This window comes from Irregularibacter muris (assembly GCF_024622505.1).
GTDB lineage: Bacteria > Bacillota > Clostridia > Eubacteriales > Garciellaceae > Irregularibacter > Irregularibacter muris.
Genome location: NZ_JANKAS010000008.1, coordinates 12,655 through 27,182, shown reverse-complemented (window position 1 = coordinate 27,182; position 14,528 = coordinate 12,655). Strand labels below are relative to the sequence as shown.

Annotated in this window: 14 protein-coding genes; 2 read left to right on the top strand and 12 right to left on the bottom strand. The window is 35.2% G+C overall.

Annotation, left to right across the window (positions count from 1 at the left end; all coding sequences use genetic code 11):
* Positions 1-75 precede the first annotated feature (75 nt).
* From NSA47_RS09730 to NSA47_RS09720, 3 genes are read right to left on the bottom strand one after another with little or no spacing between them, the layout of a single operon-like run.
* Entirely contained in the window at positions 76-372 is a 297-nt protein-coding gene (locus NSA47_RS09730) for a YkuS family protein (protein WP_257531425.1), read from the bottom strand.
* 59 nt (positions 373-431) lie between these two features.
* On the bottom strand, positions 432-1,340 hold the full coding sequence (locus NSA47_RS09725) for a diacylglycerol/lipid kinase family protein (protein ID WP_257531423.1): 909 nt from the start codon (positions 1,338-1,340) through the stop codon (positions 432-434).
* A gap of 9 nt (positions 1,341-1,349) precedes the next feature.
* Positions 1,350-1,859 (bottom strand): DUF4446 family protein, encoded by a 510-nt coding sequence (locus NSA47_RS09720; RefSeq protein WP_257531421.1) that lies wholly within the window; start codon positions 1,857-1,859, stop codon positions 1,350-1,352.
* A 444-nt stretch (positions 1,860-2,303) separates the two neighbouring features.
* Between NSA47_RS09720 and NSA47_RS09715 the strand changes: the two genes are divergently transcribed.
* Together NSA47_RS09715 and NSA47_RS09710 are read left to right on the top strand one after the other, a co-directional pair.
* Complete coding sequence (locus NSA47_RS09715; RefSeq protein WP_257531418.1) at positions 2,304-2,741, top strand: hypothetical protein; 438 nt, start codon at positions 2,304-2,306, stop codon at positions 2,739-2,741.
* Between the two features lie 205 nt (positions 2,742-2,946).
* Positions 2,947-3,123 carry a hypothetical protein gene (locus tag NSA47_RS09710; protein ID WP_257531417.1) on the top strand — a complete coding sequence of 59 codons (177 nt, stop codon included), beginning with the start codon at positions 2,947-2,949 and terminating at the stop codon, positions 3,121-3,123.
* 896 nt (positions 3,124-4,019) lie between these two features.
* Here NSA47_RS09710 and NSA47_RS09705 read toward each other — a convergent pair.
* The 9 genes from NSA47_RS09705 to jag all read right to left on the bottom strand — a co-directional run bounded on the left by NSA47_RS09705 (position 4,020) and on the right by jag (position 14,527).
* The gene (locus NSA47_RS09705) at positions 4,020-5,162 is read right to left on the bottom strand and encodes an aminotransferase class V-fold PLP-dependent enzyme (RefSeq protein ID WP_257531415.1); all 1,143 of its coding nucleotides are present in this window, start codon (positions 5,160-5,162) and stop codon (positions 4,020-4,022) included.
* 127 nt (positions 5,163-5,289) lie between these two features.
* Positions 5,290-5,853 (bottom strand): hypothetical protein, encoded by a 564-nt coding sequence (locus tag NSA47_RS09700; RefSeq protein ID WP_257531412.1) that lies wholly within the window; start codon positions 5,851-5,853, stop codon positions 5,290-5,292.
* 546 nt (positions 5,854-6,399) lie between these two features.
* Complete coding sequence (locus NSA47_RS09695; protein WP_257531410.1) at positions 6,400-7,242, bottom strand: ParB/RepB/Spo0J family partition protein; 843 nt, start codon at positions 7,240-7,242, stop codon at positions 6,400-6,402.
* A gap of 1 nt (position 7,243) precedes the next feature.
* On the bottom strand, positions 7,244-8,017 hold the full coding sequence (locus NSA47_RS09690; protein WP_257531408.1) for a ParA family protein: 774 nt from the start codon (positions 8,015-8,017) through the stop codon (positions 7,244-7,246).
* Between the two features lie 706 nt (positions 8,018-8,723).
* Positions 8,724-9,539 carry a nucleoid occlusion protein gene (gene noc / locus NSA47_RS09685; RefSeq protein ID WP_506323677.1) on the bottom strand — a complete coding sequence of 272 codons (816 nt, stop codon included), beginning with the start codon at positions 9,537-9,539 and terminating at the stop codon, positions 8,724-8,726.
* Positions 9,540-9,733: 194 nt separating this feature from the next.
* Complete coding sequence (gene rsmG, locus NSA47_RS09680) at positions 9,734-10,453, bottom strand: 16S rRNA (guanine(527)-N(7))-methyltransferase RsmG (protein ID WP_257531406.1); 720 nt, start codon at positions 10,451-10,453, stop codon at positions 9,734-9,736.
* The gene (gene mnmG, locus NSA47_RS09675) at positions 10,446-12,347 is read right to left on the bottom strand and encodes a tRNA uridine-5-carboxymethylaminomethyl(34) synthesis enzyme MnmG (RefSeq protein WP_257531404.1); all 1,902 of its coding nucleotides are present in this window, start codon (positions 12,345-12,347) and stop codon (positions 10,446-10,448) included. Before mnmG ends, rsmG begins: the two co-directional genes overlap by 8 nt.
* An 8-nt stretch (positions 12,348-12,355) precedes the next feature.
* The gene (gene mnmE, locus NSA47_RS09670) at positions 12,356-13,741 is read right to left on the bottom strand and encodes a tRNA uridine-5-carboxymethylaminomethyl(34) synthesis GTPase MnmE (RefSeq protein WP_257531402.1); all 1,386 of its coding nucleotides are present in this window, start codon (positions 13,739-13,741) and stop codon (positions 12,356-12,358) included.
* A gap of 168 nt (positions 13,742-13,909) precedes the next feature.
* Complete coding sequence (jag, locus tag NSA47_RS09665; protein ID WP_257531400.1) at positions 13,910-14,527, bottom strand: RNA-binding cell elongation regulator Jag/EloR; 618 nt, start codon at positions 14,525-14,527, stop codon at positions 13,910-13,912.
* Between the last annotated feature and the right edge of the window lies 1 nt (position 14,528).

Below are 14,528 nucleotides of genomic sequence, written 5' to 3'. Positions count from 1 at the left end.
CACCCAAGAGTTTCACGCATTCATACATTAGGAGTGCTAACCTTCCTTGGTGGTTAATCTTAGATTTTAAGGTGTTTAATAAAAATCTCTAAAAAGGGGAGAATAACTTCTTTGCTTTAATAATTGGTCAATTTCATCAATAGACTTATCTCTAGCATTTATCATAAAGGCTCCATTTTTTGTATGAATATTTTCTCCTGTAAAAATTGTGGGGCTAGATGTTTCCTGTTGAAGGTTTGATCCCTCATGACCATTGTTTATATACACTATGGCATCTATGGATTCATCCCCCCCTAGATTTACAATCTGATATCCCTTGTTTTCTAAACCCTTTCGAATGTCTTCCAAATTTCCATCTATAGCAATATTCAAAAAACCACCTCCAATAGCTTTATTATGAGCAGGAGGTAGTTTTTTATTCAATTTTATTCTTATTGATCTGCTGGTTGCGCCATTAATGACATCTCTTGGGCCACTGAGACTTTTAGGCCCTTTTCTATTATTTCAAAAGTGGGAGAGTGTTTTTTCGAAATTTCTCCGTCAGCATTTACCCAAATCTCTTCCTTGGATGTGATGGTTACTTTTTTCCCTCTGAAGGTCTTGACCCAGGGCAGATCTATATGGCTGCCTTTAAATACCCTTGGAAATAAAAAAAGCAACTTTAATTTAGAAAGCTTTGTGATCAGATAGATATCGAAATAACCATCCCCCACATCAGCTGTGGGAGCTATTTTCATTCCTCCGCCATAGTATTGACCATTAGCAATGGCACACAGCATCACCTCTTCATGATGCATGACTCCATCAATAGAGATATTCAATTCAATAGCCTTAAAGGTAAACAGTGCCTTTAATAATCCCAATACATAAGCAATAGATCCCTTGACAAATTTTTTAAAAAATTCTGTACATCTTAGTACCTCTACATCTAATCCTACACCGGCCACATTAACAAAACGGTGTTCTTCCATATTTCCTATATCCATCTGTTTTTCATTTCCATCAAAAATTACCCTTAGAGCTTCCTGCTTATCCAAGGGTATATGAACACTTCTTGCTAAATCATTACCGGTTCCTGCTGGGATTATTCCTAAGGATATGGATTTGTCCTTTAGTCCATTAATGATCTCATAGATTGTACCATCTCCACCTACAGATACCACCTTAGAGTATAGATTGTCATCAACCTGAGAAGCCAATTCTATGGCATGCCCTGGGTATTGGGTGTAAGCAATTTCCCATTGTACATTTCTATCCCTCATAAAATGTATGGCTTGTTCCATAAATTCCTTTCCTTTGCCCTTGCCAGCAATTGGATTTACAATAAAATATACTTTCATTAGGCTCACCTACGCATATATAGTGTTTTTCTTTGCCCTATCTATTGCTAATATTTCTTCTGCCGTTAATTTATAATCAGATTCGCCGTTAGTAATAGGTTTTGCATAGGTATTGCAATAGTCTCTTCCATAAATTCCACTCATAATTACACCATTATTTTTTTCATCTAACATGGCAATAGAATAACTTAAATCACTGCCCATATCATTAAAGGCATTATAACGAACAACCCCCATTTTCTGCACACAATCTACTAGCTTTTCATCTAATTTTCTTTGACTTTCTAAGATTTCTTCTAGATTTCCTAGAGCCTGGGCTAGATTTTCGTTGTGTTCAAGCAATAGGTTCTCTATGACCTGATGATTTTTTCCACCCATCATCTTATAATATTTCTTCTTCCATTTCCCAATTTTAATACTTTGGACAAGGGATAAAACCAATAATAACAAGGAAAATAATACCAGCCCAATAAGCACCCATAATTGATTTTCTTCGACAAGTTTCAAAATTTGATCCATTCTCTTTTCCCCTCTATTATGCTAATTTATTTTAAATCAATATACAATAATATCTTCTTTATATTATCATAATTTACCCTCTTATTCTATTTACATTTTGTAACTATTCCCCGGGAAATATTAGTAATAAAGGGATGAGGGATAAAGTCCAGTGCTTTGTTCTAAATACAAATTTATGTAAAATATAGTTAGATAAACAGATAGATTAACCCCTATAATCTATCTAGAGTATCCTCCTTCATCTACAATAATCTACAAATTTCGAGGAATGAAGGCAATAGAAACCTATAGAAAATAAATATCCCATTGTCTTAATCCTTTAAAGATAAGTTGAGCTTTACCCCACAAAAATAATTTTCTGCAAGGAATAAATGAAATTGACGTCATGTGCAAAATATGTAATGATACATAAAAAGCAATATACTTAAATCATAGGGGGAAAAAATGAATAAGAAAATATGTTTTATTTCAAACTTGTGTTTGTTAGTATGGTTTTTTCTAGATATGATAGGCGTAAGTATTGACAATGGTATTTTAGTGACTAGATCCTACAGAGAAGATGGCGTATTTTTCCTTATATTTTTATTTTTATTTATCGGATTTATTTTTAAAGAAAGACTGGGGAAATATTTACTTTCAGGGTGGCTTTTTCTATGGTTCTTCACCCAATTTTTATCCCACTGGTACTTTACTATATTTGGTCCTGCCCAAGGAAAAATGAATTATTTTGCAGATACAATAAAATTAATACCTTCTTCCACCATTTATATCCCTGATTTCTATCACATAGTTCTACATATATTGATCCTTATTTCCCTAATCAATATGATTCTTTATTGTAGGATCTCAACACAATCAAAAATAAATCAAAAGCACATATGAAGGGTATACGGATAAAAATCAATCTCTATATTTACAGGTTGAATATTCTTAGGACCTATTAAACTATAACTTTAATAAAGTCTCTGCAAGTATCCTTAGTCTAAGGGGATTACAAAACAATTAATTGCTATTCTTATATGCTGGGAATGAGTAAAGTATTAAGACTTAATAATCGACCAACAACATGAAGGTGGTAGGTACAACAATGAGAAAGAATGCAATGTCTATTGGAATTATAGGAATACCCGACGATGAATCTATTAAAAAACTAGAAGAAGTTTTGGGAAAGCCTATTAAAAGGATTGAAAAAGATGGGAAAATTATTTTATTGGTTGGTAAAGGGCTGTTTAAAAAGAAAATTGTAATACCATTTGAAAAATAACCCTTGATGCAAATTTTTTATATTAAGCGTCATATCAGGAGATAAATGCGTCGTAGACTGCCCTTCTTTTCATGATAGGAACAGCCGGATTAGTTAAATTCCGACTTGCTACGTTTGGGGTAAGAGTTTGTAAAATTTGCTTTCAGCAGCGTCAAAAACTCGCTTTGCTCAAACACTTGACTTAAAACGCTTCCAGCTACATTAACAAACTCTAAACCCCTACACTACGTCAAGTCTCCATTTAACTAATCCAGCTGAACTGTAAATAGTGCGTTATAAAAAGGCTTGTCATCCTGAGCGTTAGCGAAGGATCTTAGACCCAAAAGACAAACATAAGATGCTTCGTTTCCCTCAGCATGACAGCCACTTTTTACGACGCACTATTTATGTGTCAGCTGGGGGAGTTAAATGGAGATTTTGCTTTGTGAAGAGACTTAGAGTTTGTTAATGAAGCTAGATAGGCGCTTTAAGTCAAGTGTCTGAGCGTAGCGAGTTTTTGACGGTACCTATATAGCGAATTTACAAACTCTTGGGCTCAAACATGGGCAAATCGGAATTTAACTCCCCCAGCTGTTCCTATTCATAATAAGCGGTATATTCTAGGACGTATTTTTCTTATAGTACGTCGCTAAAAGTAGTTGTCATGCTAGAGGCATTGAAGGATCCCATGTCTAACACCCAACATTCTTCGCCACAGGCTTAGAATGACAACAACCCTAGAATACCATCCTAAAGAGTTTTGCAAGATGTCATTCTGAGGAGCTTTGCGGCGAAGGATCTTATATGGCACAATTACTAAAATACACATAAAAATAAAGAGATATCAGCCTAAGATATCGCTTTATTTTTATATTAATAATTTTTAAATTTTTTTCTTCAAACCTTCTTCTATGGCTTTATTCATTGCTTATTTCTTTTAACGCACTAATAACTTCATCCACTTCTTCCTTGGTATTAAAATATCCCATACTAAATCTTAGGGTACCCTGTTCAAAGGTACCGAGGGTTTTATGGGCTAAAGGTGAACAATGTAAGCCTGAACGACAGGCGATATCATATTTATGATCTAAAATAAAACTAATTTCTGAAGTGTCCCTTTGCCCCATATTTATAGATACCACAGCAGCTTGCTTCTTGGCACCTTGAGTCCCATATACTTTTACTGCTTCAATTTCCTTTACTCCATCTATGAATCTCTGGGTTAACATTTCCTCATGTTCCCTAATTCTATCCATGCCTTCTTCTAGTAAAAACTTAACTCCCGCTCCTAATCCCGCTATTCCTATGGTATTTGGTGTACCACTTTCATAACGATCTGGTAACATATCTGGTTGTATCAAGGACTCTGATTGACTCCCTGTACCCCCTTCCCTTAAGGATTCCACGAACAAGCCTTCCTTAATATACAATCCTCCAATACCCTGAGGTCCCATTAAACTCTTATGGCCGGGAAAGGCCAACATATCTATATTCATTTTCTCTACATCTATGGGGTATACTCCTGCACTTTGAGCAGCATCTACCATATAAATAATCTCATGTTTTTTCGCAATGGCCCCTATCTTTGCAATAGGAAGGAGGGTACCCACAACATTGGATGCATGGGTAGTGATAATCATCTGGGTATTTGTTTTAATGGCTCTTTCAATATCCTCTACATCTACATTTCCCTGGGGATCACCTTTTACAATCGTTAATTCTATGATGTCCTTTTTCTCTAAAACCTTTAGAGGACGTATCACTGAATTATGCTCCATGCTCGTGGTAATAACGTGGTGGCCTTTTTTCAAAAAGCCTTTTATTCCTAGGTTAAGGGCATCAGTAGCATTGTAAGTAAATATAATTTGCATAGGATTTTGGATTTTAAATAGCTTTGCCAATAATTCTCTAGTTTTATATATCATTCTCCCTGATTCTAAGGCCATTTTATGACCTGCTCTGCCAGGGTTGGCACAACTTCTCATAACCCTTTCCATTTCTTCATATACCCTTTCTGGTTTGGGAAAGGTAGTGGCAGCATTATCAAAATATATGGTCATATCTACACTTCCTTTTTTATATTGATATAAAAGGAGAGAGGCTTTTCCTGCTTATCCCGTTTCTCCTATCCCTAGATTTTAGATTTGGAATTTCTATATCCTCCCCATCATCTGGCTTGTCCCTCTCTTAAACTCCTCTTTTGCTTTTCCCAAAGAAGATGGACCCTAAAAATACCACAGCAGCGACTAATATTAGATTGATATTCAGCATAATATAACCGTTAAAGTTTAAATTGTTTCCTGCAATAAGTTCACCCACAAAAGAAAAGGGACGATGCCAAAACAAAGTAGGTCCTCCTACCATATAAAAGATATTCCATTGGGTAAAATCACTTACCTTATTTATCGGTGTTCCTAACACTTGACTGAGAATAGTAAAAAATCCAGCAGGTAAAACACATATAATAGCTGCAATAATTCCCTTTCCATAGATATTTTCACTATTATTACTGGCCGATCGCACGCCTATATAAAACCAAAATAATAGAGTAAGTACAAATACCACCATTAAAAGTGTGGATTTCAAGCCATAGTAAATGCCCAAAGGTTTTAAATGTTCTAATAAAGATATGAGTAAAAAAGTAATAAAAACAATAACAATATGACCAATATTGCCTATTACTGCGCTTTCTAAAATTTTTTCCTTAGACATATCCAGTTTTTCATCCTTTCTTGTTTCATATTGATTCATTCCGCCTGGTTAGGATCGTTCTACACATTTTAGATCTAGATTTTTCAGATTATAAAAATTCTATAATCAATTGCTGCTCTATTATTGTAACATAAGCAAAATCATTTAATCATATTTTTTATCCTTTTATTTTTTGCATTTAATATAATATGGGAGGAGTGATAAGCCTTCTCTAGGTATACTATTTTTCTTGGATAGGTTTTAATCTCATTATAACCCCTCACATATATTGTACCAAATTTTTTTCCTATATAGAATTTGAAAAAGGCATAAGTGTTTTTCTCCTATTTAGTTTTTCTATTTTGTTTTTATCAAGTTTTAAGACTCTATCCTTTACATATAAAGGACCTATACATTTAAATTGCTGTTTAAGTAGGTCTTTTTTCAAAAAAGGCCTATATTTCCCTTTAGAGAGGTTTTTGGCCTTAGATAACTTATTCTATAAGAAAAATATTTAATAGCCTCACAATGGAAAATAAGCCCTGATTTTTTTGATCTTTAGCTATAAACAACAACCAATGTTTCACGTGAAACATTGGTTGTTGTTTATAGATTAGAAGTAATAATCTCCATAATTCTTTCTAAATCATCATTAGAATAATATTCAATTTCAATTTTGCCTTTTTTCCTTCCATGGGAAATAAGGACTTTGGTTCCCAAAGTTTTTTGTAGATTGTCCTCTAGCTCAATAATTAGGGGGGATTTATTTTTTGCTGCCTTTAGTGGTTGAGTATCTTTTTTAATATTTTTTACTACCTTTTCTAATTCCCGTACTGACATTTTTTCTTCTATTGCTTTTTTCGCTAAGGTTACTCTTGTGTTTTTGTTTTCCACTGTTAATAGGGCTCGTCCATGACCTGGGGAGAGTTGATTGTCAATGAGATAGGATTGTAGTTCCTTAGAAAGATTCAGCAATCTTAATGTGTTGGTAATAGCCGTTCTACTCTTTCCCAGCTTATTGGAAATCTCCTCCTGGGTAAGATGAAATTGATCCATTAAAAGTTTATACGCCTTAGCCTCTTCTACAATGTTTAAGTCTTCCCTTTGTAGGTTTTCTATTAAAGCAATTTCCATTATTTCCTGTTCTGAGAATTCTTTTACAATGGCAGGGATACTTTCAAGACCTGCTAGGCTTGCCGCCCGCCATCTTCTCTCGCCAGCTACAATTTGATAACCACTATCCGATGGACTTACCAAAATGGGCTGAATCACCCCATGTTCCTTTATAGAGGATGCCAATTCTTCTAATTTCTCCCGACTGAATTTTCTCCTAGGTTGCTGTTTATTGGGATAAATATCTCTGATCTTTATTTCTAAATCAACAGTTTTTTCTTCCTCCATTTCCGGAATAAGGGCTTGTAGCCCCCTACCCAAACCTCTCTTAGCCATTTTACTCACCTTCCTCTGTATAATCAATAAATTCCTGAGCAAGATCAAGATAAGCTTCTGCCCCCCTGGATTTGAGGTCGTATTCCATAATAGGCAATCCATAACTGGGTGCTTCAGCAAGACGAACATTTCTAGGGATTAAAGTGGTGTACACCTTTCCCCTAAAATACTTTTTCGCTTCATCTACCACTTGGATAGACAGATTGTTTCTCCCATCAAACATACTTAATACTACACCTTCTATTTCAAGGTTGGGATTTAATCCTCGCTTTACCAGTTGTATGGTGTTCATTAGCTGGCTGACTCCTTCTAAAGCATAATATTCACATTGAATAGGGATCAAAACACTATCAGAGGCCGCCAAAGCGTTTATGCTCAATAGACCTAGAGAAGGAGGACAATCGATAAATATATAGTCATAATCTTCTTTTACTTCTTCAATTTTCTTTTTTAACTTTACTTCCCTTTGGTTTTTTGATGTTAATTCAATTTCTGCCCCTGCCAACTCTACAGTAGCTGGTAGGATATGTAGATTATCAAAGTCTGTTTTAATAATCGCCTTATGGCTATCTAAATCGTTTATTAGGACATCGTATATGCTATATTCTAGATGGTTTTTATTTATTCCTAGCCCACTGGAGGAATTACCCTGGGGATCAATGTCTATCACTAGAACTTTTTTGCCTAATTTCCCCAATCCAGCACTTAAATTAACATTTGTAGTGGTTTTACCCACTCCTCCCTTTTGATTGAAAATTGCTATAGTCCTAGACAAGTGATCACTCCTATTACACCAAAATCATTTTTCACAAATCATATCTGTTTTTTATCTATCTTCACCCATCGTGCCCATAGAATGAAAAAATACCCAAGACACTTCTACATCTTCATGAATTTTGAAAGTTCCCATCCCTTAAATGAAAGAAGCCTGTAATTACTATTAAGATTTAACTTGTTTTCCTATATATCTAAGTATTTAAGAAGCTTTAGAAATTCTTTCCTTCACTTTGTTCCACTGAGATGGCACACCTCAGGCTTTTTCATAAGTTTGTAATGCTCCTAAAGAGAAAGATTTGCCAAGTGTATTTTAAGTTCAATCTCAAAAATCTACTAACTCTTAGCCGGAAAACGACGATAATTACAAATTCCACTAGCACAATAGGTTGTTTTATTCTATTCTATCATAGATTTAGATAAAAAATATCATAAAAGATGGATGTTTCACGTGAAACATCCATCTTTTATGATAAAACTGCTTTTTTATTAATTTTCCTTTTATAATAAATTATAAATCCCTTATTATCATTGGTTGTACTGGTTAATAAAAATTCAACGAATACAATAGATCTATATCTATCCATTAGGTTGACTCCAACGGGTGGGAAGATACTCCGCTTCTTTCTCTATCTTCTACCTCTTTTAAAATCCTCTTATGCAAAGGCAATCTTTTTATATTTTTATTTCCATGGGATTTTACTTCTCTATTGTTGTTTTAATCTTTTGGGTATCTTTACTTTTACTTCTATGTATTCCTCATGATCTTTTTGCTCAAAGGTAGCGTTTATACCTGTTTTTTTAATTTCATCAAAGGCATTGCGAAGGGTATTTATATAAATTCTTAGATTGATAAAGCTTTTTACCCTTGCTCTAGCATTTTTCCTCTTGTCTCCGTCTCCTGATTGTTCTTCCATTAGTTTTTGTCTTGTCTTTTCTATTAATTCTTCGGTCTTTTTTACGGTCAAACTTTTTTCAGTGACCTTATCCAATATTTCTAACTGCAATTCTTCATCAGGCAATCGTAATAGGGAGCGAGCATGACGTTCAGATAGAGCTTTATCCACAAGTATTTTTTTTACTGGATCACTTAAGCGCAACAGTCGTAATTTATTTGCAATAGTGGATTGGGTTTTCCCCACCTTTTTTGCAATTTCTTCTTGGGTCATATGATGATCATTTAAAAGATGATGATAGCTTTGAGCCTCTTCAATATAGTTTAAGTCTTCTCTTTGTAAGTTTTCAATTAGTGCTAAAACCGCGGAGTCTTTATCTACAATTTCTATGACTATTGTAGGTACCTCTTTCAATTCCAATAGTTTTGCTGCCCTTAATCTCCTTTCACCAGCTACCAACTCATAGTGAGTTTCCCCTATTTTTCTTACACTTAAAGGTTGTAATATGCCATAATTTTCAATAGAAGCTGCCAATTCTTCAATAGATGACTGATTGAAGTATTTTCTAGGTTGGTATGGATTAGGACGTATATTTTCCACCGGAATATATTCTATTTCCCTGGCAATAGCATTTTCTTTCATTGGATTATTCCCCTCAACTTTCTCCACTAACTTTTCCTCATAGGTATATAAAGAATATGATTTAAATATAAAACATGTATTAAGATTAGTATTCTATATAAATTTGTCTGTTCCTTCTAGATTAAGGAATTTCTTGATGAATAAAGGTAACTTTCCTTCGTCATTATTTTTAATTTTTCTTATTTTATAGGGCTTTTTGTCGGCTTTCCTGGTTTTCTAGGAAATTTAGTCGGAGTTTGTTTTGTTTTTTTGATCACTAGAATATAATGAACAATATCGCTAAAGGGAAGCTTTACTTCCACAATTTCCTGCATTTCTCCCCCTAATAATCTAAGAGCTTTTTTACTTTCCTTAAGTTCTTCTTCATAATTTGGTCCTTTCAAACACAGGAATGTTCCATTCACTTTTAAAAATGGAATACAATATTCCGCCAATACCGCCAAGTTTGCTACAGCCCTAGAGACCACAACATCAAAAGATTCCCTATATTTTGGGTCTTGACCTAAATCTTCTGCTCTTCCGTGTATACAATCAATCTTGCTAAGGCCTATTTTTTCTGTGGTATCCTTTAAAAATTGAATACGCTTATTTAAGGAATCCGCCAATACAAAGGAGATGTTGGGATAAAGTACTTTTAAAGGCACTCCTGGAAAACCTGCTCCCGTACCCATATCCAGTACCCTATCCACCTTTGTAAAATCAATGGCTTTGCCGATGGTAAAACTATCCAGAAAATGTTTAACAATAAAGTCCCTATCCTCTGTAATAGAAGTTAAATTCATAGACTGATTCACTTCTACTACAATATCTTTATATGCAAGAAGTTCTTCAATTTGTTGGGCGGATAGATTGATTCCCAGTTCCTCTGCTCCTGCTAAAAGAAGCTCTTTATTATTCATCTTCCCTTTCATCCTCCTTTTTCTGTCTTCTCATTTGTTCCATGTAGATCATAAGTACAGAAATATCAGCAGGTGAAACTCCAGATATTCTGGAGGCTTGCCCTAAAGATGAGGGTCTTATTTGATCAAGTTTTTGCCTTGCTTCTATACGCAATCCTTTAATCTGATGATATTGAATATCTGAGGGAAGATAGTTATTTTCCATTTTCTTAAAGCTTTCCACTTGCCTTAATTGTCTATGAATATATCCTTCATATTTTACTTGGATATCCACTTGCTCCGCTGCCTGATCTGATATTTGGGGTCTTTCCTTATCTAGAAATTCAGTATTATAGTAAGTCACTTGAGGTCTCTTCATGAGCTCATGTAAGGATATACTGGTTTTTAACGGTGTACTTCCTATGCTTTCTAAAAATGCCTGTACCTCTTGGGTGGGCTTTACCATTACAGATTTTAAACGTTCCAATTCTATTTTAAACTCTTCTTTTTTATTTACATATTTCTGGTATCTTTCTTCAGTAACTAATCCAATAGCATATCCCTTTTCAGTGAGTCTCAAATCTGCATTATCTTGACGCAAAAGCAGGCGATATTCTGCCCGAGATGTCATAATTCGATAGGGCTCTTTCGTTCCCTTAGTGACAATATCATCGATTAATACGCCTATATAGGCCTCTGAACGATCTAAAATCAGTGGTTCTTCACCTTTTATATATTGTACTGCATTAATACCCGCTATAAGTCCTTGAGCAGCAGCCTCCTCATAACCAGAGGTGCCATTAATTTGTCCTGCCAAAAATAACCCACTGATATTTTTTAATTCTAAAGAAAGTTTAAGCTGTGTAGGATCAATACTATCATATTCAATAGCATAGGCTGTTCTCATCATTACAGCATTTTCTAAACCTGGGATGGTTTTTATCATTTCCATTTGTACATCCTCTGGAAGACTAGAGGATAATCCTTGAACATATAGTTCATTGGTATTTAGTCCTTCTGGTTCTATAAATATCTGATGACTGGGCTTGTCAGAGAAACGAACAATTTTATCTTCAATAGATGGACAATATCTTGCCCCCACTCCCTCAACAACTCCGCTATACATAGGAGATCGGTGAAGATTTTCCTGGATGACCTTATGGGTTTTATCATTGGTATAGGTTAGATAGCAGGGAACTTGTTCTTTTTCTAAAGAATCGTTCATAAAGGAGAAAGGAACGATTTTTTCATCTCCTGGTTGGATGATCATCTTTGAGAAATCAACGGTTTTCTTATCTATCCTGGCAGGAGTTCCCGTCTTTAGACGCATCAAATCAATTCCCTTATCCATTAAATCATGGGATAATTCTTCTACCGCTACTAATCCATTGGGTCCTCCACTATAATGAACATCTCCAATGAAAATTTTCCCTCTTAAATAAGTACCCGTAGCCACAATAATGGTCTTGGCATGAAATATTCCTCCAGATTTGGTAAGCACGCCTTTTATCTTACCCTCTTCAATCATTAATTTTGTTACTTCATTTTGTTTTACCACTAGATTTTCTTGTTCTTCTAATGTTTTTTTCATGGAATGTTGATAGGCTATTTTATCTGCCTGGGCTCTTAGGGAATGGACTGCCGGTCCTTTTCCTGTATTTAACATCCTACTTTGGATAAAGGTTTTGTCTATATTCAGACCCATTTGCCCTCCAAGGGCATCTATCTCCCTGACTAAATGTCCCTTACCTGTTCCCCCTATAGCCGGGTTACAGGGCATATAGGCAATACTATCTAGATTAAGAGTGACCAATAATGTCTTATAACCCATTCTAGCTGGTGCTAAAGCTGCCTCACATCCTGCATGCCCCCCGCCTATAACAATCACATCATATTCTCCTGCAAAATATTCCATCTTATCTCCTACTTTCCAATACAAAAATTAGCAAAAATCTGATCTATAATGTTTTCAGACACAGTATCCCCTGTGACTTGTCCTAAATAATCCCAACAATCCTTTAGATCCACCGACACCAATTCCAAGGGAAGATTGTCTTCTATGGTACCTATCGTTATATCTATACTATCAAAAGCGCTTTCCAATAGATTTTTATGACGAATATTGGATACTAACCCGGTATCTGAAATAGCAACTTGTCCTCCAAAGACCATTGTAGATATGGCTTCTTCTAAGGCATCTAATCCCTTTCCTTTAAGAGCCGATATTTCAATCATTGTTTTCCCCTCAAAGTATTTATTAATTTCCTCTTGGGATACCTGAGTTGGAAGATCTGTTTTATTGAATAAAATAATTGTTTTTTTATTTTTTACTAATTTCATTAGGGTTTTATCTTCATCATCTAAAGGATTGCTAACATCCAATAAAAATAGTATTAAGTCTGCCTGCTCCATATGCTGTCTTGATTTATCTACACCTATTTTTTCAACAATATCCTGGGTTTCCCTAATTCCGGCGGTGTCCACAATCTTCAATGGTATACCATTGATATTGATATAATCCTCTATGACATCTCTAGTGGTTCCGGGCACATCGGTGACAATAGCTCGTCCTTCCTTTAACAGTGCGTTTAAGAGAGAGGATTTTCCCACATTGGGCTTGCCAACAATTACGGTATTCAGGCCTTCCCTAAGGATTTTACCGGTATCTGCACTTTTTAATAAACTTTGGATTTTTTCCTTTACTTCCTCAGCCTGCTTTAGCAGCGTATCATAGGTTACTTCTTCAATATCATACTCTGGATAATCAATGGATGCTTCTATATGGGCCAACATATTGATAATTATGGTACGAATTTCTTCAATATTGTAGGAAAGACTTCCCTCCAATTGCCCTAAAGCTACTTCCATTCCTATATTGGTCTTTGCCGTAATGACATCAATAACTGCCTCAGCTTGAGAAAGGTCTATGCGACCATTTAAAAAAGCCCGTTTTGTAAATTCTCCAGGTTCAGCAAGTCTAGCGCCATTTCTTAAAACCAATTCCAACATTCTTTTTACTGGTACAGTTCCCCCATGACAATTAATTTCTACCACATCTTCTGCTGTGTAGGTATGGGGGCCTTTCATCTTACTAATTAATACTTCATCTATTTTTGTTCCTGTATTAGGCTCTATAATAAATCCATGATTGATGCTTCTATTGTTTAATGCAGAGAATGCTTTTTTTGAGGAAGATTGAAATATCTTCTCAGTAATAGCAAAAGCATCCTTACCGCTCATACGCACAATGCCAATACCTGCCTCACCGGGGGCAGTAGATATAGCGGCGATGGTGTCATTTACATACATGCTTTTCACCTTCCTATGAGATTTTTATCTCTTTTCTTCTATAGTTATAGGCTTTAGATTTTTCTTCTTTGTTATTATACCAAAAAACCCCTTATACAATTACATAAACCCAGCACCTTTAGGAATATCTTCGATAATATTGCCTAGGGTAGCTGGGTTTTCTCGTCACTATTTTAATGCAATAACCACTTTCCTGTAAGGTTCTTCCCCTTCACTATAGGTGGTTACCTTTGGATGATTTTGAAGAATGGAATGAATAATTCTTCTCTCATAGGGATTCATTGGTTCTAGTAATACCTTTTTATTTGTCTTCTCTACCTTCTTAGCCAAACGTAGGGCTAATTGTTCTAGAGTTTTTTCTCTCTTTGCCCTGTAGTCTTCGGTATCTACTACAACTCGAATGTATTTTTCCCGATTTTTATTTACGACTAAACTCACTAAGTATTGAATCGCATCAAGGGTCTGTCCTCTTCTTCCAATGAGGATACCCATATCTACACCTTCAATTTCAATCTCCAGTGAATGTTCATCCAATTGAGTCGTTATTTTGGCCTCTATATTCATAGCTTCTAGTATTTGAGTCATAAAGCTAGAAGCCATTTCTTCCACATTATCCTTAACGGAAATTTCTACCTTAGCTAACTTATTACCCCATAATCCAAATAGTCCCTTAGAGGGTTCTTCTACAACATTGGTTTCTACCTGGTCTTCCCTGAGTTGTAATTCCTCTAAGCCATGTTCAATGGCTTCTTGAATGGTCTTTCCCGTAGCCACTATTTTTTTCATG

Excerpts from the sequence above, each read along its gene's own strand:
- rsmG (WP_257531406.1), bottom strand. The coding sequence starts at position 10,453 with ATGAATAATAAAGAGCTTCTTTTAGCAGGAGCAGAGGAACTGGGAATC.
- NSA47_RS09695 (WP_257531410.1), bottom strand. The coding sequence starts at position 7,242 with ATGGCTAAGAGAGGTTTGGGTAGGGGGCTACAAGCCCTTATTCCGGAA.
- NSA47_RS09715 (WP_257531418.1), top strand. The coding sequence starts at position 2,304 with ATGAATAAGAAAATATGTTTTATTTCAAACTTGTGTTTGTTAGTATGG.
- NSA47_RS09700 (WP_257531412.1), bottom strand. The coding sequence starts at position 5,853 with ATGAATCAATATGAAACAAGAAAGGATGAAAAACTGGATATGTCTAAG.
- NSA47_RS09705 (WP_257531415.1), bottom strand. The coding sequence starts at position 5,162 with ATGACCATATATTTTGATAATGCTGCCACTACCTTTCCCAAACCAGAA.
- jag (WP_257531400.1), bottom strand. The coding sequence starts at position 14,527 with ATGAAAAAAATAGTGGCTACGGGAAAGACCATTCAAGAAGCCATTGAA.
- mnmE (WP_257531402.1), bottom strand. The coding sequence starts at position 13,741 with ATGTATGTAAATGACACCATCGCCGCTATATCTACTGCCCCCGGTGAG.
- NSA47_RS09720 (WP_257531421.1), bottom strand. The coding sequence starts at position 1,859 with ATGGATCAAATTTTGAAACTTGTCGAAGAAAATCAATTATGGGTGCTT.
- NSA47_RS09725 (WP_257531423.1), bottom strand. The coding sequence starts at position 1,340 with ATGAAAGTATATTTTATTGTAAATCCAATTGCTGGCAAGGGCAAAGGA.
- NSA47_RS09710 (WP_257531417.1), top strand. The coding sequence starts at position 2,947 with ATGAGAAAGAATGCAATGTCTATTGGAATTATAGGAATACCCGACGAT.
- mnmG (WP_257531404.1), bottom strand. The coding sequence starts at position 12,347 with ATGGAATATTTTGCAGGAGAATATGATGTGATTGTTATAGGCGGGGGG.